Consider the following 17,667-nt stretch of genomic DNA (forward strand, 5'->3'; position numbering starts at 1 on the left):
ACGGCGACCGCGCCGGCTCAGACCACCAGGGCGAGCCACTTCCGGTACGACGTGGCGAACGGCTCGGTGCCGTCGCCGAGCGCGCCGAGGAGCCACCGGGCCGCCGCCTCGGCCTCCGTCACCACGTCGTCCGGATAGCCGAAGCGGGCCCGGTGCTCGGCGAACTCGTCCTCGTCGCGCAGCTCGACCGCGCCGGTGGCCCGGCGGCGCACCACGTCCAGATCCAGGTCGATCAGGTGGACGGTGTGGTCGCTCTCCCAGCGGGCCGGGCTGGCGATGTCGCAGTAGACCTCGCTGGTGCGCGGCGGCGGGTTGAACATGCCGGTCCACCAGCCCTGGTGGGGCACCAGGAGCACGAACGGGATCTGCTCGACCGACGGCCGGCCGTGGTAGACCGACTTCGTGCCCTCGGTGACGCCGAGCCAGACGCCGAGGTCGTCCTCGGCCAGCCGACGGGCCGGGTAGTCGCGGTGGGCGCTGCCGTCGTACTTGCGGTAGATCACGCGGACCACGTCGCTCGGCATGAGTCGCACCCTAACCGATACCGCCCATCGGTCGCCGCACGGAAATTACCGGACTCGGCCCGTGGGATTCCGTACCGTGACGACGCCACGCCCGGATCGGCGCGGCCGGTGTCGGCGCCGGCGGGTACCGTCGCACGGTGACTCCGCGCCTCGCCACCGGTTCCGTTGCCCCCTCGCCCCGCACCGGAGGCCGCCGGCGGGGCTCCCGGCCGAGCGGGGCGGAGCTGCTCGCCGCCGCGGTCGGCGCGGTGCCCGGCGGCGCCGCGCGCCCGGGCCAGCAGCAGATGGCCACCGCCATCGAGGAGTGCGTGCAGGCGCGCGAGCACCTGCTCGTGCAGGCCGGCACGGGCACCGGCAAGTCGCTGGCCTACCTCACCCCGGCGCTGACCGTGGACGGCCCGGTGGTGGTCTCCACGGCCACCCTGGCGTTGCAGTCCCAACTGGTCGACCACGACCTGCCCCGGCTCGCCGACGCCGTGGAGCCGGTGCTCGGCCGCCGGCCCACCTTCGCCGTGCTCAAGGGGCGGCACCACTACCTCTGCCTGGCCCGGCTGGACAACTCCACGGAGGACGAGCCGGAGGACACGCTCTTCGACGCCCCGGCGGCGCGCCCCGGCGGCGGCACGAAGTGGCTCGGCGAGGCCGGGCGGCTCGGCAAGCAGATCCAGCGGCTGCGCGACTGGGCGGAGAAGACCGACACCGGCGACCGGGACGAGCTGGACCCGGGCGTCGACGACCAGGCGTGGCGGCTGGTCTCCATGCCGGCCCGGGAGTGCGTCGGCGCGGCCCGCTGCCCGTTCGGCGCGGAGTGCTTCGCCGAGGCATCCCGCGCCCGGGCCCGCGAGGCCGACATCGTCGTCACCAACCACAGCCTGCTGGCCGTGGACATGCTCGCCGGCCGGCACATCGTGCCGCCGCACAAGCTGCTCATCGTGGACGAGGCGCACGAGCTGGCCGACCGCGTCTCCTCGGCCGCCCAGGCCGAGCTGGTGCCGGAACTGATCGACCGCTCCGCGAAGCGGGCCCGCCCACTGCTGCGCCCGGATACCGCCGAGTCGCTCACCGCGGCCGGCGACGCCCTGGCGGTCGGGCTGGCGGAGGCGCCGGCCGGGCGGATCACCTCCGGGTTGCCGGCCGCGCTGCGCGAGGCGTGCACCCTGCTCGACGCGGCCACCCGGGCGGCGCTCGACGGCATCGGCGAGATCAAGGCCGACGACCCCGATCCGGTGCGCAAGCAGCAGGCCAAAGCGGTGCTCGACGAGCTCTCCGCCACCGCCCAGCGGCTGCTGGAAGAGGCCGACCACGACGTGGCCTGGGTGGAGAAGAACGACAACACCGGCCGCCGCGCGCTGGTGGTCGCGCCGCTGTCGGTCGCCGGCACCCTCGCCACCCACCTGTACGACGAGCGCACGGTGGTCGCCACCTCGGCGACCCTGACGCTCGGCGGCCGGTTCGACACGGTGGCCCGGGCGCTCGGGCTGGAGGCGCCCCCGGCCGACCCGCCGTCACCGGCCGCCGCGGCCCTGGCCGCCCGGGCCGCCGGCCGCTCCGACCAGGCGGGCCGCGCCGGGTCCACGCCGACCGCCGGGGCCGGGCCGGCGACCGGCACACCGGGGGTGCCGGCGACGTCGGGGCCCGGGTGGCGCTCGCTCGACGTCGGATCGCCGTTCGACTACGCGCGGCAGGGCATCCTCTACGTCGCCGCGCACCTGCCCCGGCCCAGCGTCTCCGGGCTGCCCGACGCGGCCGGCGAGGAGCTGCTCGCGCTGGTCACCGCGCTCGGCGGGCGTACGCTCGGCCTCTTCTCCTCGCGACGGGCCGCGCAGCAGGCGGCGGAGCTGCTGCGCGCGCGGACCGACCTGCCCGTCCTGCTGCAGGGCGAGGAGGCGCTGCCGCTGCTGGTGCGCCGGTTCCGGGAGGAGAAGGCGAGCTGCCTGTTCGGGGTGATGTCGCTGTGGCAGGGCGTCGACGTGCCGGGCGACTCCTGCCAGCTGGTGGTCATCGACCGGCTGCCCTTCCCCCGGCCGGACGAGCCGCTCGCGGCGGCCCGGGCCGCCGCGGTCGACGCCAACGGCGGGTCCGGTTTCGCCGCGGTGAGCGTGCCGATCGCCGCGGTCCGGCTGGCGCAGGGGGTGGGGCGGCTGATCCGGTCGACCGGCGACAAGGGCGTGGTCGCGGTGCTCGACTCGCGGCTGGAGACCGCGCGGGGCTACGGAGCCTTCCTGCGCCGCTCGCTGCCGCCGTTCTGGTACACCACCCGGCCGGAGGTCGCCCGCGGCGCCCTCGAACGCCTCGCCAAGGTCTGACCCGCCCCGGCGGGTCAGGGGGCCTTGGAGGCGACGACGACGGCGTCGGGCGGGGTGTCCGGAACGGTGCGGGCGGCGAGCCGGCGGACGGCCGTGTTCAGCACGGCGATCAGCGGCACCGAGACGAGCGCGCCGGTGATCCCGGCGAGGACCACGCCGGCCGCGATCCCGATGATCACCGCGAGCGGGTGGATGGCCACCGCGCGCCCCATGATCAGTGGCTGGAGGAGGTGCCCCTCCACCTGCTGCACCCCGATCACCACGCCGAGGATGATCAACGCGGTCACCAGGCCGCTGTCGACCAGCGCGACCAGGACCGCGACGACGCCCGACAGGGTCGCCCCGACGATCGGGATGAACGCCCCGAGGAAGACCAGCGCGGCGAGCGGGAAGGCGAACGGGATGTCGAAGACGACCAGGAAGATGCCGATGCCGACCGCGTCGATGAAGGCGACCAGCACGGTCGCGCGTACGTAGGCGACCAGGGTCGACCAGGAGGCCCGACCGGCGTCGTCGACCTTCCAACGGGCGGCCACCGGCAGCAGCCGGACCAGGAAGCGCCAGATCCGGTTGCCGTCACGCAGGAAGAAGAAGGTGGCGAAGAGCACCAGCAGCGTGCCGGTCAGCACCTCGGCCAGCGTCGCGGCCGTGGAGAGGGCGCCGCTGGTGAGCTTCTCGGTGTTGTCGTTGACCCACTTCTGGCCCTCTTCGATGTAGCGGTCGAGCTGGCCGTCGGAGAGGTGCAGCGGGCCCGTCTTGAGCCAGTCCTGGATCTGCCGGACGCCCTCCGACGACTTCTTGCTCAGCTCCGGCACGCCCTGGATGAACTCGTTCACCACCAGGGTCAGCGTGCCGATCACCGCGGCCAGGCCACCGACCAGCACCACCGCCGTCGCCAGCGAGCGGGGGAAGCGGGCCCGCAGCAGCCAGCCGACGGCCGGCGCGAGCAGCGCCGAGAGCAGCAGCGCGACCGCCAGCGGGATGACCACGATCTTGATGGTGCCGACGATCTTCATCAGCGCCCAGGCGACGCCGCCGATCACGATCAGCCGCCACGACCAGGCGGCGGCGATCCGCAGCCCGTGCGGCACGTCGGCGTCGTCCCGGCTGGAGGTGGAGGTGTGCACCGCCGCCGGCGCCTCCGCCCCGACCACGGTCGCCGACGGCGCCGCCGCCGGCCCCGGGGACGCCGGCGAGGCCACCCCGGCCGGCTCGGAAGCGTCGACCGGGTCCGTACGACGGGGGCGCACCGATTCCCGGCCCGACTCGTACGCGCGACGGAGCCGTCCGCGTACCCGCTCGAAGCGGCTCAAGCGCACCTCCTGGCTTCAGAACCTGGCCGTGCCCGCCCCGGTGGGCGGACAGGATACGTCCGACCACGCCACCGTAGGGCAGTTCCGCCACCCAGTGCCCCCCGCCCCCGGCGCGTAACCGCTCACGGTCGCCCGACCGGGACACGGTAGCGTTTCCGGCGTGACCGCCGACAAGAATCTCGACTCCGGCCTGCCGATCCGCCTGCTGCACGACCGCGTGCTGGTGCGGATGGAGGGGAGCGAGGGTGAGCGCCGCTCCACCGCCGGCATCGTGATCCCGGCGACCGCCGCCGTGGGCAAGCGGCTCGCCTGGGCCACCGCTGTCGGGGTGGGGCCGAACGTCCGCGCCATCGTCTCGGGCGACCGGGTCCTGTTCGACCCGGACGACCGCTCGGAGGTCGAGCTGCACGGCCGCGGGTACGTGCTGCTGCGCGAGCGCGACGTGCACGCCGTGGCCGCCGAGCGCGTGGAGGACAACTCCACCGGCCTCTACCTCTGAGCCCTCCCCGCCCGCCCCGCCGCGCGCGGCTGCGGGCGCCGGTGTCGTTTGCGGCGCTCCCGGCCGGGAAGCCAGCCGCACCACCGGCCCTGGGGAGGGACGATGCCGGTATTCGTGAAGAAGCTGCTGCTCTGGGGAAGCGTCGCGTTCCTGATCTACTTCATGGCGTTCCGGCCCGAGGGCGCGGCCGAGATGTTCAAGGCGATCGGGGCGGGGCTGATGGCGATGGCGCAGGGCCTCGGCGACTTCCTCACCAGCCTGATGACCTGACGACCCGGGCCACCAGGAAGCGACCCGGGGCGCCGCCCCAGCGGTGACCGCCGGCCGGGAGCGGGTCAGTGGTGGCCGGGCGGCCGGGGACCGGAGTCAGTGGTGGCCGGGCGGCCAGGGACCCGCGGGTCGCGCGCCGGGCCAGCCGGGCGGGCCGTAGCCGGGGGCCCCGTAGCCGGCGGGGAAGGCCGGGGGCGGCGGGGCGAGCACCACCGGGATCGGCACCACCGGCTCGTCCGGCGCCTCGACCGTCCGCTGCGAGCCGTCCGGGAACCGCAGGTGGTAGCGGTGCCCGTCCCAGATCCCGGCCGGCGCCTGCGGATCCCTCCCCACGAAGAACGACCGGTACGCGGCGATCGCCTCCAGCAGCTCCCGTTCCTCCCGCGCCGTCCGTTCCCGGTCCACCGGCCTGCGGTCCAGGCCGCGCAGCGCGCCGTCGCGCAGCAGCGCCAGCCGGGTCGCCGCGAACTGGTAGCCGCGCATGGCCCGCACGCCGGCGTCCCCGGCCACCCGCTTGGCCCACACCCGGGCCGCGTGCCGTCGCCCCAGGCTGCTCAGCGCCGCCACCTCCGGCGGGGTCAGCCAGCCGGCCCGAACGTAGTCCGGCAGGGTGCGCTCGGTGAGCCGCCCCTCCCAGGCCCGCAGCCACAGGGCCAGCCCGACCATGCCGAAGAAGATCGGCACCATCACGCCGATGAAGCCGTACAGCATGATCAACGCCTCACCGGTGGCCTGGGTGAGCGTGGGCAGCAGGTTCCACAGGCCGTGCAGCATCATCGCCAGCAGCAGGCCGGCGATCGGGGCGAGCACCCGGACGCGCCGGTCGGCGGTGCGGGCGGCGATGCCCAGCCCGACCCCGGTCATCGAGGTGAACAGCGGGTGGGCGAAGCCGAAGAGCAGGATCCGGACGATGAAGATCGCGATGACCTGCTGCGTGCCGGTCGCCGGGCCGTACCGCTCGACGCCGGTGGCGTAGCCGTAGCCGCCCAGGTAGAGGATGTTCTCCACCATGGCGAACCCGATCGCGGAGAGCCCGCAGTAGACCAGGGCGTCGGTGATCCCGGAGATCTCCCGTCGGCGGAAGATCAGCAGCAGGATCGGCCCGAGCGCCTTGGTGAGCTCCTCGATGAACGGCGCGACCAGCACCGCCGTCAGCGCGGTCGGCAGCCCCCAGTCGTCGAAGAGCCCGGACGAGAACTCGTTGACGGTCAGCGAGGCGGCGGTCGAGACGAACGCGCCCCAGGCGAAGCAGAAGATCAGGTATTTCAGCGGTTCCGGTTCGTACCGGTCGAGCCAGAGGAAACAGCCCACCAGCACCGGAACCGGCAGGATCGCCGCGACCAGGCCGATCAGCAGCGCCTGCACGCCGAGGCTCTCGCCGAGCGTGAAGACCATGAACACCGCGCAGGCGGCGATCAGCAGGACGACCCCGGCCAGCACCAGGGCCCGCCGCCAGCCCAGCCGGCGCAGCGGCATCCGGGGAGCGGCCGCGCCCGACGGCGGGACGGCGGGCACGGTCGGCGACGACGGCAGGGGTGCGCCGGGCGGGGTGTCGGCCATGCGGTCAGCGTAGTCACCCCCGGCCGGCTGGACCGGGCGCATCCGCGCGCTATGCTGCCGGCAGGTCACGAGCGCCAGCGTCAAGCCCCGGCTTGCTGGCCGGCAACCCTCGTCGAGGTTCGCGGTGGGGTGCCCCGGGTGATGACCGGGCCCGGCCCGATTCGCGTGCCGGGCAAGCGCGGACCCCGCCCGGTGTGCCCACCCGGGGTCCCCGGACCCGGAGGTCGGCCGATGACCGTCACCCTCGTACCCCCGCCCGCGCCGCACCCGACGCGGGCCGCGCCGCCGCCCGCGGCCGCCGGGCCGCTCGACGTGCTCGGCGTGCCGGGCCAGGTCAACCTGGACTACGCGGCCACCGCGCCGTGCGCGCGGGCCGCCGCCGACGCGGTGGCCGAGCTGCTCCCCTGGTACGCCAGCGTGCATCGCGGCGCGGGGGCGCTGTCGCGGCGCTGCACCCTCGCCTACGAGCGCGCCCGGCAGACCGTCGGCGACTTCTTCGGCGCCCGCGCCGGCGACCACGTGATCTTCACCCGCAACACCACGGACGCGCTGAACCTGCTGGCCCGGGTGCTGCCCGCCGGCACCACGGTGGTGACCTTCGGCGGGGAGCACCACGCGAACCTGCTGCCCTGGCCGCGCGGATCGGTCCGGCTGCCGGTGCCGCGGGAGCCGGCCGAGGCGGTCCGGGCGCTGGCCGCCGCCCTCGCCGAGCTGCGCCGGCCGGGCGCGGCGGGGGGCCCCGGCGCCGACCACCGCCCGCCCGTGCTCGTCGCGGTGACCGGGGCGAGCAACGTGACCGGCGAGCTCTGGCCGGTGGCGGAGCTGGCCCGGGTGGCCCGGCGGCACGGGGCCCGGATCGCCGTGGACGCCGCGCAGCTCGCCCCGCACGCGCCGGTGGACGTCGCTGCCCTCGACGTCGACTACCTCGCGGTCTCCGGCCACAAGCTGTACGCGCCGTTCGGCGCGGGGGTGCTCGTCGGGCGGGCGGACTGGCTGGACGCCGCGCCGCCGTACCTGGCCGGCGGGGGCGCCACCGGTCACGTCGGCGCGGCCACCCACGACGTACGCTGGGCGACCGGACCGGCCCGGCACGAGGCGGGCACGCCGAATCTGCTCGGCGCGGTCGCCCTCGCGGCGGTCTGCGGCGCCCTGGCCGGGGCCGACCGGGCGGCGTTGCACGACGCCGAGCAGGCCCTGCTGGCCCGGCTGCGCCGCGGCCTGGCGGCCCTGCCGCACGTGGTCGAGCTGCGCACCTTCGGGCCGGACGCGCCGCGGGTGGGCATCGTGTCGTTCGTGGTGGCCGGCCGGGACTCGGCGGACGTGGCGGCGGACCTGGCCGGCAACCACGACATCGGGGTGCGCGACGGCCTCTTCTGCGCCCACCCGCTGGCCCGGCGACTGCTCGCCGAGGCGGCGGCGCGCAGCGGCCGGCGGGACCTGCCGCCGACCGCCCTGCGCGCGAGCGTCGGCCTGGGCAGCACGGCGGAACACGTGGACCGGCTGCTCGCCGCCCTCGCCGCGGCGGCCTGAACGACCGCCGCCGGTCGGCTGACCCGCGGGCCGGCGGGTCAGCCGACCGGCGGGGCGGTGGGCGGCTTCGGGGCGGCGGCGGGCTCGGCCTGTCCGCTCGGGGTGTCCTGCTCGCCGAAGGACTCCCGGACCAGGCGGTTCGCCTCCTCCTGGCTGATCCCGGAGGCCACCAGCAGGTCGCTGGCCGTGGTGCGCACCTGCGCGATCACCACGCTGCCGGAGAAGCCCACCCCCTCGCCGTACGCCCGGCCGGCCTCGCTGACCGCGCGCAGCGCCCGCTCCCGTGCCTTCTCCGGCTCCTCGCCGACGGCGAACTCGTGCTTGAGCAGACGTACCGACTCGGCGAGGTGGGCCGCCGCATCCGGCATCGGCTCCGGCACGGGCTCCTCGTCCTCGATCATGGTGACCGCGCGCCGGATCAGCGTGCCGGCGTTGCGCATCGCCCGGTCGATCGGGTCGGCGGCCTCGGCGTAGTGGGTGAGTTCGTCCCGCCGGTGCCACCGGGCCGGCGAGAGGACGGCGGTCTCCTTCGCCCCCTCGATCGCCTCGGTGAAGGTGGACAGCTCCTCCTGGTTGTTGCGCAGCCGGTCCAGGGCCCGTTGGGCCTTGTCCCGGTCCCGTTCGCGGAGGGCGTCGGCGGTGTCGTCGAGCTGGGCGGCGAGCAGGTCCAGCGCCGGCCGGGCGGCCCGGTTGATCACCCGGAGCGGATTGAGCGGCAGCAGGACCGAGGTGACCAGCAACGCGATCCCGCCGCCGACGAACGCGTCGACGAACCGGGGGATCTCCAGGTTCGCGGTCTTCGGGCTCAGCGTGACGATCAGCACGGCCGTGGCCGCTGCCTGGATGACGATGGACACGCTGGCGCCGGCGAAGATGGTCAGCACGATCGACCCGGTCACCACGAGGCCGAGCTGCCACGCCCCGGTGCCGACCAGGTAGATGAGGAAGTCGCCCACGGCGACCCCGATCGCCACCCCTAGGATCAGCTCCACCGTGCGGCGGAGCCGCTGGCCGACCGAGGCGGCGAGGGTGCCGACTGCGGAGATCGGCGCGAACACCGGCTCCGGGTTGCCCAGCAGATTGTGCGCCGCCCACCAGGACAGGCCGGCGGCGAGGCCGGCCTGCACGGCCAGGCCCCACGCCATCCGCACCCGGTGCAGCCGGTCGTGCAGGGTCGCCCTGCCACGGTGCCGCAGCTTCTCCATCGCGTCGGCGATGCGGGCCGCGTCGATGTCCGTTCCGCCGTCGCGGCGGATGGCGCGCCGCACCAGCGAGAGTCGACGGTCCCGGGCCACGGCCATGGCGGGGACTACCCGTACCGGGGCGGGTGAATCCTCCGTGTCGGCGGCGGTGCGGCAGACTCGGCCGCATGGCCGACCTTCTCGACCGGTGGCGGGCGGCGGCCCGGGGCGCCGGGGCGACCGACGCGGCGGAGCGGGACCGGGCCGGGGCGGAGCTGCTGGCGCGCTGGCGGGAACCGCACCGGCATTACCACACGGTCGCCCACCTGACCGTCGTCCTCGACGTGGTCGACGCGCACGCGCCGTCCGCCGCGCGGCCGGACCTGGTGCGCCTCGCGGCCTGGTGCCACGACGCGATCTACGATCCGCGCGCCGAGGGCGACGCCAACGAGCGGGACAGCGCGGCGCTCGCCGACGCCCTGCTCACCCGGTCGGGGCTGCCGGCCGACGCCGTGGCCGAGGTCCGCCGGCTGGTCCTGCTCACCGCCGGGCACGCCGTCGACCCGGGCGACGCCGACGGCGCGCTGCTCTGCGACGCCGACCTCGCCGTCCTGGCCGCGCCACCCGCGGCGTACGACCACTACGCCGCCGCGATCCGCCGGGAGTACGCGCACGTGCCCGACCCGGCCTTCCGGGCCGGCCGCGCCCGGGTGCTCGCCGGGCTGCTCGCCCTGCCGGCCCTGTTCCGGCTGCCGCCGCTGGCCACCCGCTGGGAAGCCCGGGCCCGCGCCAACCTCACCCGCGAACTGGCCACCCTCCACTGACTCCCGGCCCCCACCCCCGCGCAGTTTCGGCCCTGGCGAGAGCCGTGGGTCACCGCGTGGGGAGGGCCGGAACCGCAAGATCGCCGGAGGGGCGGGCGGCGGGGGTGCGGGGGCGGGTCAGGTGCTTCGGTCGGCGCAGGCCGGCCTGCCGGAGCAGGCGCACGAGTTCCCGGCTCGGCACCACCCGGGCACCCAGCCAGACCGCCGCGGCGAACCGCTCGGCGGGAATGTCGTAGTGGTCCCGGTCGAAACCCCGGCGGGGCACCCCCAGCGCCTCGGCGAAGGCGTGCACCTCGGCGTGGGAGACGTCGCTGATCAGGTGGGACCAGAGCCGCCCCCGCCACGGCCAGGCGGGCCGGTCCAGGTAGAGCATGCCGGCCAAGGTACCCGGTGCGCGGGCCGGTTGTCGGTCGCGCGCGGCCGACCGTAGCCTCGGCGGCATGGCCGGACCCCCTCTCCTCGACGACCTGCGGGCGGCGCTCGGCGACGACGCCGTGCTGACCGACCCGGACCTGCTCCGGATGCACGAACGGGACGAGGCGGACCTCTGCGCCGCCGGCACGCCCCTGGTGGTCGTCCGTCCCCGCGATACCGCCCAGGTCTCCGCCGTGCTGCGGGCGGCCGCCCGGCACGGCGTGCCGGTGGTGCCGCAGGGGGCGCGGACCGGGTTGGCCGGCGCGGCCAACGCGGTCGACGGCGCGGTGGTCCTCAGCACGGTCGCGATGGACGCCATCCTGGAGATCGACCCGGTGAGCCGGATCGCCGTGGTGCAGCCCGGCGTGGTCAACGCGACGCTCGCCGCCGCGGTGGCGAAGCAGGGGCTGTGGTACCCGCCCGACCCCGGCTCGTGGGAGTCCTCCACCATCGGCGGCAACGTCGCCACCAACGCGGGCGGCATGTGCTGCGTCAAGTACGGCGTCACCACCGAGTACGTCCTCGGCCTGGAGGTGGTGCTCGCCTCCGGCGAGGTGCTGCGCACCGGCCGCCGCACGGCCAAGGGCGTCGCCGGGTACGACCTCACCCGGCTCTTCGTCGGCTCCGAGGGCACCCTGGGCGTGATCACCGAGGTGACCGTCGCGCTGCGGCCCGCCCCGGCGGAGTCGCTGACCATGGTGGCGGTCTTCCCGTCCACCGCCGCGGCCGGCGCGGCCGTCGCCGAGATCGCCGCCCGGGGCCTCTCCCCCAGCCTGCTGGAGCTGCTGGACCAGACCCACCTGCGGGCGATCGAGGCGTACCGGCCGATGGGCCTGCGGACGGACGCGCAGGCGCTGCTGCTGGCCGCCGCCGACACCGGCGGCCGGGCGGCCGACGAGCTGGCCGGGCTGGCCGCGGTCTGCGAGGCGGCCGGCGCCGACGAGGTCTACGCGGCCACCGACGCCGTGGAGGCGGCCGCCCTGTTGCAGGCCCGCCGGCTCGCGCACCCGGCCATGGAGAGGTTCGCCGCGGACGCCTACCCGGGCGGCAACGGCGGCCTGGTCATCGACGACGTGGCGGTGCCCCGGGGCGCGCTGGCGGCGCTACTGGACGGGGTGGCCCGGATCGCGGCGGAATGCGACGTGCCGATCGGCGTCGTCGGGCACGCCGGCGACGGCAACATGCACCCGAACATCGTGGTGGACCGGGCCGACCCGGCGAGCCTGGAACGCGGCCGGCGCGCCTTCGACGAGATCATGAGACTCGGCCTGGAGCTGGGCGGCACCTGCACCGGCGAGCACGGCGTGGGCCTGCTCAAGCGGGACTGGCTGGCCCGCGAGATCGGCCCGGTGGGCGTCGCCGTGCACCAGGCGATCAAGGCCGCGCTCGACCCGACCGGCCTGCTCAACCCCGGCAAGGTCCTCTGACCGGCCCCGCCCGGGGGCGCCGGCGGGGCGACGCGCGGCGGAGCCGCGGGGGCGGCGGGTCACCGCGGTCGGCCGCCGAAGGTAGGGGTTGGGGATCGGTCAGCGGGACGACGACGGCAGTTCGACGGGATCGTCGTCCGAGCCGCGGTCTGCCGCGAAGCCCCGGACGTCGGGCGCGCCGAGCCGGGCGGCGTCCGCCGTGGCGTCGTCGGGCATCAGCTGGGACTGGCGTTCCGCCTCCACCCTGGCCCGGTAGTGCTCCACCTCGCGGGCCCGGGTGGCCTCGTCCCAACCGAGCACCGCGCCCATCAGCTCGGCGGCGTGCCCGGCCGACTCCAGACCGCGGTGCGCGGTCTCGAAGGAGATCCGGGTCCGCCGGGTGAGCACGTCCTCCAGGTGCAGCGCCCCCTCCGCCCGGGCCGCGTACGTCACCTCGGCCGCGAGGTATTCCGGAGCGCCGGCCAGCGGGGAGGCGAGCAGCGGGTCGGCGTCGACCAACGCGAGCAGGTCCAGGGTGAGGGTGCCGTAGCGCTCCAGCAGGTGCTCGACCACCCCGACCGGCATCCCGTGCCGGCGGGCCAGGTCCGCCCGGCCCCGCCACATCGCCGGGTAGCCGTCCGCGCCCAGCAGCGGCAGGTCGGCGGTACGCGAGGGGCGTACGGCGCCGAGCCGGTGGGCGGCCCGGTCGACCACGTCCGAGGCCATCACCCGGTACGTCGTGTACTTGCCGCCGGCGACCAGCAGCAGCCCGAGCATCGGCTCGAAGACGGCGTGCTCGCGGGACAGTTTCGAGGTGGAGTCGGCCTCGCCGGCCAGCAGCGGCCGCAGACCGGCGTAGACGCCCTCGATGTCGGCCGTGGTGAGCGGCCGGTCCAGCACGGTGTTGACCTGCTCCAGCAGGTATTCGATGTCCCGGGCGGAGGCGGCCGGGTGGGACCGGTCGAGCCGCCAGTCGGTGTCGGTGGTGCCGATGATCCAGTGCCCGCCCCACGGGATGACGAAGAGCACGCTGGTCGCCGTACGCAGGATCAGCCCCGCCTCGCCGGTGATCGCCGAGCGGGGCACCACCAGGTGCACGCCCTTGGAGGCCCGGACGCGGATGCCGGGGCGCAGCCCGACGTCGTTCAGCATCCGGGACATGTCGTCGCTCCACACGCCGGTGGCGGCGATGACGGTGCGGGCGCGCACCTCGAACTCGGCGTCCGGGGAGCCGGCCGGCGCCTCCAGGTCGCGGACCCGGACGCCGGTGACCTCGCGGGCCTGCCGGATCAGCCCGACCGCCCGGGCGCTGGGCACCACGGTCGCGCCGAGGCTGGCCGCGGTGCGGGCCAGGGTCACCACCAGCCGGGCGTCGTCGACCTGCCCGTCGTAGTAGCGGATCGCGCCGGCCAGCGCGTCGGGCCGCAGGCTGGGGAAGACCCGGCGGGCGCCCTCGCGGGTCAGGTGGCGGTGCAGCGGCATGCCCCGGCCGCCGCCGAAGATCCCGGCGAAGGCGTCGTACGCCGCCACTCCGGCGCCGTAGTAGGAGCGGCGGAACAGCCGGCCGGGCAGGTCGCGCGCGCCGCGCCCGCCGGGCAGCGGGACCAGGATGGGCACCGGCCGCACCAGGTGCGGGGCGAGCCGGGTGGCGAGCAGGCCGCGCTCGGTGAGCGCCTCGTGCACCAGGTGGAACTCGAGCTGCTCCAGGTAGCGCAGGCCGCCGTGGATCAGCTTGCTGGAGCGGCTGGAGGTGCCGGCGGCGTAGTCGCGCGCCTCCACCAGGGCCACCTTCAGCCCCCGCGAGGCCGCGTCGAGGGCGGCGCCCGCCCCGGTCACCCCACCGCCGATGACCAGCACGTCGAAGCGTTCGGCCCGCAGGCGGCGCAGGTCGGTGGCCCGGCGCTCAGGGGAGAGCTGGCTGGCCTCGGTTCGGGACACGTTGGGGTCGCGCACCCGTCCACGGTAACCGTCACGGCCACACCGGCGGCACACACCGTCCGCGCCGTACTGTCTGAGGAATGGAGATCGGCCCCCCGTTCCCCGCTGGTCAGCCCGCCCCGCTCCCGCCGGCCGCGCCGGCCCGGTCGAGTCCGTGGCCCGTGGTGGCGGCGGCGGTCGCCGGCTGCTGGACGGTCGGGGTCGTGGTGGTCAGCCAGCTCGGCGGGTGGCTGGCCGACCAGATCGTGCTGGCCTCCGGGCTGCACCGCGTGGTGTGGCTCTGGCCGGCGACGGTGCTGTTCACCGTGCTGCTGGTCGGCGCGCCCGCGCTTCCGCTCGCCCTGCTGCCCCGCTCGGCGGCGGTCCGCGCCACCGGCCGGGCCTGGCTGGCCGCGGCACTCGGGTTCGGCGCGCTGGGGCTGCTCCGGGCGCTCCCGCCGGTGCACCACGAGGCGTACCTCGCGGCGCTCGCCGCCACGGCCGCCCTGGCCGCCCTCGTCCTGCGGGCGCTCGCCCGCCGCGCCGCCCCGCGCCGGCCCTCCGCCCCGACCGCCACCCTGCTCGGGGTGGCCGGCGGGCTGGCGCTGCTGCTGCCGTGGGTCTGGCTGGGGGCGCTCGGCGGGCTGCTGGAGACGGTGCTCGCCGGGCTCGCCGCCGCCGCCCTGGGCGTGCTGGCCGGGGCGCTGCTGGACGACGTCTTCTGGTCCCGCTTCGCCGTCGGCGAGCCGCCCCGGCCGGCCCGGCTGGTGCTGGTCGGCGGGCTGGTCGCCGGGGTCGCGCTGCTCGTCCTCGCCGCCGGGGTCGGGCAGTCCGGGGCGCAACTGCCCCTGCTGCTGACCCTGCCGCCGGCCGGCTTCGCGCTGGCCGCCCTGCACGCGGCGGCCCGCCGCCCGGCCGACGCCACCCCGGCCGCGCCGCCGGGCACCGCCCCGGCCGACCCGTCGGGCACCGCCCTGGCCGGCCCGTCGGGCACCACCGGAGGTGAGCCGGGCGGAAGTGAGCCGGGCGGGCGGGCCGGGGTCCGCGCCGCCACCCGCTGGCTGGTCGGGCTCGCCGTCTTCGGCCCGCTGGCCTTCACCGATCCCGAGGAGATCACCCTCGTCCTGGCCAACACCCGCGACGTGCCGTTCTGGGTGGCGGCCGCCGCCGGCGCCGGACTCGCCGTCGCGGCCGTGCTCGCCGTGGCGTACGGCGTGCTGCTGGCCCGGCCCCGCGGCCGGCGGCCGAGCCGGCGGGTGGCCGGGGTGACCGCCGCGGCCCTGCTGGTCGCGGTCGGCGCGGTGGCCGTCGGCGCGGGCCAGCCCGGCCTGCACGGCGAGCGGCTGTTCGTGGTGCTGCGCGAGCAGGCCGACCTGAACGGGGTGCCGGCGACGGCCGGGCGGGCCGGCCGGGACGCGCGGGCCGGCGAGGTCTACCGGCGGCTGGTCGACACCGCCGAGCGGACCCAGGCCGACCTGCGCCGGGACCTGCGCCGGCTGCGGCTGGACCACACCCCCTACTACCTGGTCAACGCCGTCGAGGTGGACGGCGGGCCGGCGGTGCGGGCCTGGCTGTCCCGCCGGCCGGAGGTGGCCCGGGTGCTGGTCAGCCAGCGGGTGCGGCCGCTGCCCGCGCCGGCCGGCCGCAGTCGGGGCACCGCGCCCGCGCCGGCCGGCCCGGAGTGGAACGTCCGGATGCTCGGCGCGGACCGCGTCTGGTCGCAGCTCGGGGTGGACGGCTCCGGGATCGTGGTGGGCAGCTCCGACTCCGGGGTGGACGGCGGGCACCCGGCGTTGGCCGCCGGCTTCCGGGGCGGCGACGACTCCTGGTACGACCCGTGGGACGGCACCCGCTCCCCGACCGACCAGGGCGGACACGGCACGCACACCGTGGGCAGCGCGGTGGGCCGAGGGGGGATCGGGGTGGCCCCGGGCGCGCAGTGGGTGGGCTGCGTCAACCTGGACCGCAACCTGGGCAACCCCGGGTACTACCTGGACTGCCTCCAGTTCATGTTGGCGCCCTTCCCGCCCGGCGGGAATCCGTTCACGGACGGGCGCCCGGCGCGCGCCCCGGAAATCCTCACCAATTCGTGGGGCTGCCCGCCGATCGAGGGCTGCGACCCGCGCGCACTCCGGCCGGCCACCGCCGCGCTGGAGGCCGCCGGCATCCTGGTCGTCGCCGCCGCCGGCAACACCGGCCCGTACTGCGGCTCGATCGACGACCCGCCCGCGCCGTACGCGGACGTGCTGACCGTCGGCGCGGTGGACCAGCGGCGCCGGGTCACCGACTTCTCGTCCCGTGGACCGGTGCCGGGGGCGGCGAAGCCGGACCTGGTCGCCCCCGGCGAGGAGGTGCTGTCGGCGATGCCCGGCGGCGGGTACGCCACCATGAGCGGCACCTCGATGGCGACCCCGCAGGTGGCCGGTGTCGTGGCGCTGATGTGGTCGGCCAACCCGGCGCTGGTGGGCGACCTGCCGCGCACCCGGCAGATCCTGCGGGACACGGCGACCCCGGCCGAGGCGACGTACGCCTCCCGGACGGAGACCTGCGGCGGCGACGCGAACATCACCGGCGCCGGCCTGGTCGACGCGTACGCGGCGGTGCGGGTGGCCCGCGGGTGAGCGGCCCTTGCCCTCCCCCGCACCCCGTGCTCTAGGGTCGGCGACCATGGATGCGGAGATCGTCGAGCTGACCGCCGACCGGGCGCCCGCCGTGGTGGAGCTGTGCCGCCGGGCGCTGGACCTGCCCGAGGACGCCGCCGAGGCGCCGGCCCTCGTGGCCGCGCTCTGGGCCCGGGCGGCCGCCGACCGGCCGGTCGTCGCGCTGGGCGCGTACCGGGGGGCGGAGCTGGTCGGGGCGCTGGTCTGCTCCCTGTCGGGGCGGGACGCCGGGCTCGGGCACGTGGACCTCGTGGCGGTGCACCCCGACCACCGGCGCCGGGGCGTCGGGCGGGCGCTGCTGTCGTCCGCCGAGCGGACCCTGGCCGGTCTCGGCGCGGCCGAGGTGCTGCTGGCGGGCAACCCGCCGTACTACGCCTGGCCCGGGATCGACGTGCGCTACACCCCGGCGGTCTGCGCCGCGCTGGCGCTCGGCTACCGGCAGGACCGGACGGCGTGGAACATGACCGCCGACCTGTCGTACGACGACTCCCCCGCGTTGCGCTCCACGGAGGCGGCGGAGGCACGGCTTGCCGGCCGGGGCGTCTCGGTCCGCCGCGCCGAGCCGGCCGACCTGCCGGCGCTGGCGGAGTTCGCCCGCGCCACGTTCGGCGGTGCCTGGGATGCGGAGCTGGCCGGCTCGGTGGGCCGGGAAGGGGCGGGCTGCCACCTGGCCGAGCGCGACGGCGAGGTGCTCGGCTTCGCCGCGTACGGGTCGTCCCGGCCGAGCTGGTTCGGGCCGATGGGCACCGCCCCGGCGGCGGAGGGCTCGGGGATCGGCGGGGTGCTGCTGCGCCGCTGCCTGCGCGACCAGCGGGCGGCGGGCGTGACGGCGGCGCAGATCGGCTGGGTGGGGCCGGTGCCGTTCTACTCGGGCAGCGCGGGCGCCCGGATCGAGCGGGTCTTCTTCCTGTACCGCAGGACGCTCGGGGAGTGACGGAAGGGGGCGAAGGGGATATAGACGTCGATAACCCCATTCGCCCCCATCTTTGATCGACGCCCCCTACCGTTTCGGTAGAGGAGGCAGCCATGACCACGGACGACGAACGCCCCGGCCCGTTGCCGTTCGACCGGCTCGACTACGGCGACGCCGAGCAGCAGGCGGAGATGAGCGGCGCCGACGAGCCGACCGACGAGCCGGTGACGCTGGTCGACGAGCCGGTCCAGATCCCGCAGCCGTACGGCCGGGCGCAGAAGAGACGCAACCAACGGCCACTGCCGACCTGACGGCGGAAGGGGCGGACCGCTGACGCGGCCCGCCCCTTC

At 76.4% G+C, this 17,667-nt stretch carries 15 protein-coding genes and 1 riboswitch; of the genes, 9 read left to right on the forward strand and 6 right to left on the reverse strand.

Going from position 1 to position 17,667, the window contains the following annotated elements:
- Nucleotides 1-17: 17 nt before the first annotated feature.
- Nucleotides 18-524 (reverse strand): DUF402 domain-containing protein, encoded by a 507-nt coding sequence (locus AB0L34_RS00945; protein WP_363700794.1) that lies wholly within the window; start codon nt 522-524, stop codon nt 18-20.
- A 284-nt stretch (nt 525-808) separates the two neighbouring features.
- On the opposite strand from AB0L34_RS00945, the gene AB0L34_RS00950 reads away from it, so the two are divergent.
- Nucleotides 809-2,830 (forward strand): ATP-dependent DNA helicase, encoded by a 2,022-nt coding sequence (locus tag AB0L34_RS00950; RefSeq protein WP_363700917.1) that lies wholly within the window; start codon nt 809-811, stop codon nt 2,828-2,830.
- A gap of 14 nt (nt 2,831-2,844) precedes the next feature.
- On the opposite strand, the gene AB0L34_RS00955 is transcribed toward AB0L34_RS00950, so the two are convergent.
- Complete coding sequence (locus AB0L34_RS00955; RefSeq protein WP_363700796.1) at nt 2,845-4,143, reverse strand: AI-2E family transporter; 1,299 nt, start codon at nt 4,141-4,143, stop codon at nt 2,845-2,847.
- A 160-nt stretch (nt 4,144-4,303) separates the two neighbouring features.
- On the opposite strand from AB0L34_RS00955, the gene AB0L34_RS00960 reads away from it, so the two are divergent.
- On the forward strand, nt 4,304-4,642 hold the full coding sequence (locus AB0L34_RS00960; protein ID WP_350706902.1) for a co-chaperone GroES: 339 nt from the start codon (nt 4,304-4,306) through the stop codon (nt 4,640-4,642).
- Between the two features lie 102 nt (nt 4,643-4,744).
- Nucleotides 4,745-4,912, forward strand: coding sequence for a hypothetical protein (locus tag AB0L34_RS00965; protein WP_350706900.1), 168 nt, complete (start codon nt 4,745-4,747; stop codon nt 4,910-4,912).
- Nucleotides 4,913-5,008: 96 nt separating this feature from the next.
- Here the strand turns inward: AB0L34_RS00965 and AB0L34_RS00970 are convergent, their stop codons facing one another.
- Nucleotides 5,009-6,514: a PrsW family intramembrane metalloprotease gene (locus AB0L34_RS00970; RefSeq protein WP_363700799.1), complete on the reverse strand. Its 1,506-nt coding sequence runs from the start codon at nt 6,512-6,514 to the stop codon at nt 5,009-5,011.
- A 21-nt stretch (nt 6,515-6,535) separates the two neighbouring features.
- Nucleotides 6,536-6,657, forward strand: a riboswitch (SAM riboswitch).
- Between the two features lie 46 nt (nt 6,658-6,703).
- Between AB0L34_RS00970 and AB0L34_RS00975 the strand changes: the two genes are divergently transcribed.
- Nucleotides 6,704-8,002 carry an aminotransferase class V-fold PLP-dependent enzyme gene (locus AB0L34_RS00975; protein ID WP_363700801.1) on the forward strand — a complete coding sequence of 433 codons (1,299 nt, stop codon included), beginning with the start codon at nt 6,704-6,706 and terminating at the stop codon, nt 8,000-8,002.
- Nucleotides 8,003-8,040: 38 nt separating this feature from the next.
- Here the strand turns inward: AB0L34_RS00975 and AB0L34_RS00980 are convergent, their stop codons facing one another.
- Nucleotides 8,041-9,297, reverse strand: a complete 1,257-nt coding sequence (locus AB0L34_RS00980) for an FUSC family protein (RefSeq protein ID WP_357462116.1) — start codon at nt 9,295-9,297, stop codon at nt 8,041-8,043.
- Between the two features lie 74 nt (nt 9,298-9,371).
- On the opposite strand from AB0L34_RS00980, the gene AB0L34_RS00985 reads away from it, so the two are divergent.
- Nucleotides 9,372-10,007, forward strand: a complete 636-nt coding sequence (locus tag AB0L34_RS00985) for a metal-dependent phosphohydrolase (RefSeq protein ID WP_363700803.1) — start codon at nt 9,372-9,374, stop codon at nt 10,005-10,007.
- Nucleotides 10,008-10,056: 49 nt separating this feature from the next.
- Here the strand turns inward: AB0L34_RS00985 and AB0L34_RS00990 are convergent, their stop codons facing one another.
- Nucleotides 10,057-10,380 (reverse strand): DUF4031 domain-containing protein, encoded by a 324-nt coding sequence (locus tag AB0L34_RS00990; protein WP_363700805.1) that lies wholly within the window; start codon nt 10,378-10,380, stop codon nt 10,057-10,059.
- Nucleotides 10,381-10,447: 67 nt separating this feature from the next.
- On the opposite strand from AB0L34_RS00990, the gene AB0L34_RS00995 reads away from it, so the two are divergent.
- Nucleotides 10,448-11,848 carry an FAD-linked oxidase C-terminal domain-containing protein gene (locus tag AB0L34_RS00995; RefSeq protein ID WP_363700807.1) on the forward strand — a complete coding sequence of 467 codons (1,401 nt, stop codon included), beginning with the start codon at nt 10,448-10,450 and terminating at the stop codon, nt 11,846-11,848.
- A gap of 99 nt (nt 11,849-11,947) precedes the next feature.
- Here the strand turns inward: AB0L34_RS00995 and AB0L34_RS01000 are convergent, their stop codons facing one another.
- Nucleotides 11,948-13,765, reverse strand: coding sequence for a glycerol-3-phosphate dehydrogenase/oxidase (locus AB0L34_RS01000; RefSeq protein ID WP_363700919.1), 1,818 nt, complete (start codon nt 13,763-13,765; stop codon nt 11,948-11,950).
- A gap of 80 nt (nt 13,766-13,845) precedes the next feature.
- Between AB0L34_RS01000 and AB0L34_RS01005 the strand changes: the two genes are divergently transcribed.
- The 3 genes from AB0L34_RS01005 (at nt 13,846) to AB0L34_RS01015 (ending at nt 17,628) form a co-directional block, all read left to right on the forward strand.
- Nucleotides 13,846-16,365 carry a S8 family serine peptidase gene (locus AB0L34_RS01005; protein ID WP_363700809.1) on the forward strand — a complete coding sequence of 840 codons (2,520 nt, stop codon included), beginning with the start codon at nt 13,846-13,848 and terminating at the stop codon, nt 16,363-16,365.
- Between the two features lie 46 nt (nt 16,366-16,411).
- A complete protein-coding gene (locus tag AB0L34_RS01010; RefSeq protein ID WP_363700811.1) occupies nt 16,412-17,338 on the forward strand; it encodes a GNAT family N-acetyltransferase in 927 nt (308 codons plus the stop codon).
- A 92-nt stretch (nt 17,339-17,430) separates the two neighbouring features.
- Nucleotides 17,431-17,628: a hypothetical protein gene (locus AB0L34_RS01015; protein ID WP_350706884.1), complete on the forward strand. Its 198-nt coding sequence runs from the start codon at nt 17,431-17,433 to the stop codon at nt 17,626-17,628.
- Nucleotides 17,629-17,667 lie beyond the last annotated feature (39 nt).

Source organism: Micromonospora sp. NPDC052213, assembly GCF_040679695.1.
In the GTDB taxonomy this organism is placed as follows: domain Bacteria; phylum Actinomycetota; class Actinomycetes; order Mycobacteriales; family Micromonosporaceae; genus Micromonospora.

Coding starts and splice junctions, on each gene's coding strand:
- AB0L34_RS00985 (WP_363700803.1), top strand. CDS start 9,372: ATGGCCGACCTTCTCGACCGGTGGCGGGCGGCGGCCCGGGGCGCCGGG.
- AB0L34_RS00990 (WP_363700805.1), bottom strand. CDS start 10,380: ATGCTCTACCTGGACCGGCCCGCCTGGCCGTGGCGGGGGCGGCTCTGG.
- AB0L34_RS00970 (WP_363700799.1), bottom strand. CDS start 6,514: ATGCGCCCGGTCCAGCCGGCCGGGGGTGACTACGCTGACCGCATGGCC.
- AB0L34_RS01005 (WP_363700809.1), top strand. CDS start 13,846: ATGGAGATCGGCCCCCCGTTCCCCGCTGGTCAGCCCGCCCCGCTCCCG.
- AB0L34_RS00975 (WP_363700801.1), top strand. CDS start 6,704: ATGACCGTCACCCTCGTACCCCCGCCCGCGCCGCACCCGACGCGGGCC.
- AB0L34_RS00945 (WP_363700794.1), bottom strand. CDS start 524: ATGCCGAGCGACGTGGTCCGCGTGATCTACCGCAAGTACGACGGCAGC.
- AB0L34_RS00950 (WP_363700917.1), top strand. CDS start 809: ATGGCCACCGCCATCGAGGAGTGCGTGCAGGCGCGCGAGCACCTGCTC.
- AB0L34_RS01015 (WP_350706884.1), top strand. CDS start 17,431: ATGACCACGGACGACGAACGCCCCGGCCCGTTGCCGTTCGACCGGCTC.
- AB0L34_RS00995 (WP_363700807.1), top strand. CDS start 10,448: ATGGCCGGACCCCCTCTCCTCGACGACCTGCGGGCGGCGCTCGGCGAC.
- AB0L34_RS00965 (WP_350706900.1), top strand. CDS start 4,745: ATGCCGGTATTCGTGAAGAAGCTGCTGCTCTGGGGAAGCGTCGCGTTC.
- AB0L34_RS01010 (WP_363700811.1), top strand. CDS start 16,412: ATGGATGCGGAGATCGTCGAGCTGACCGCCGACCGGGCGCCCGCCGTG.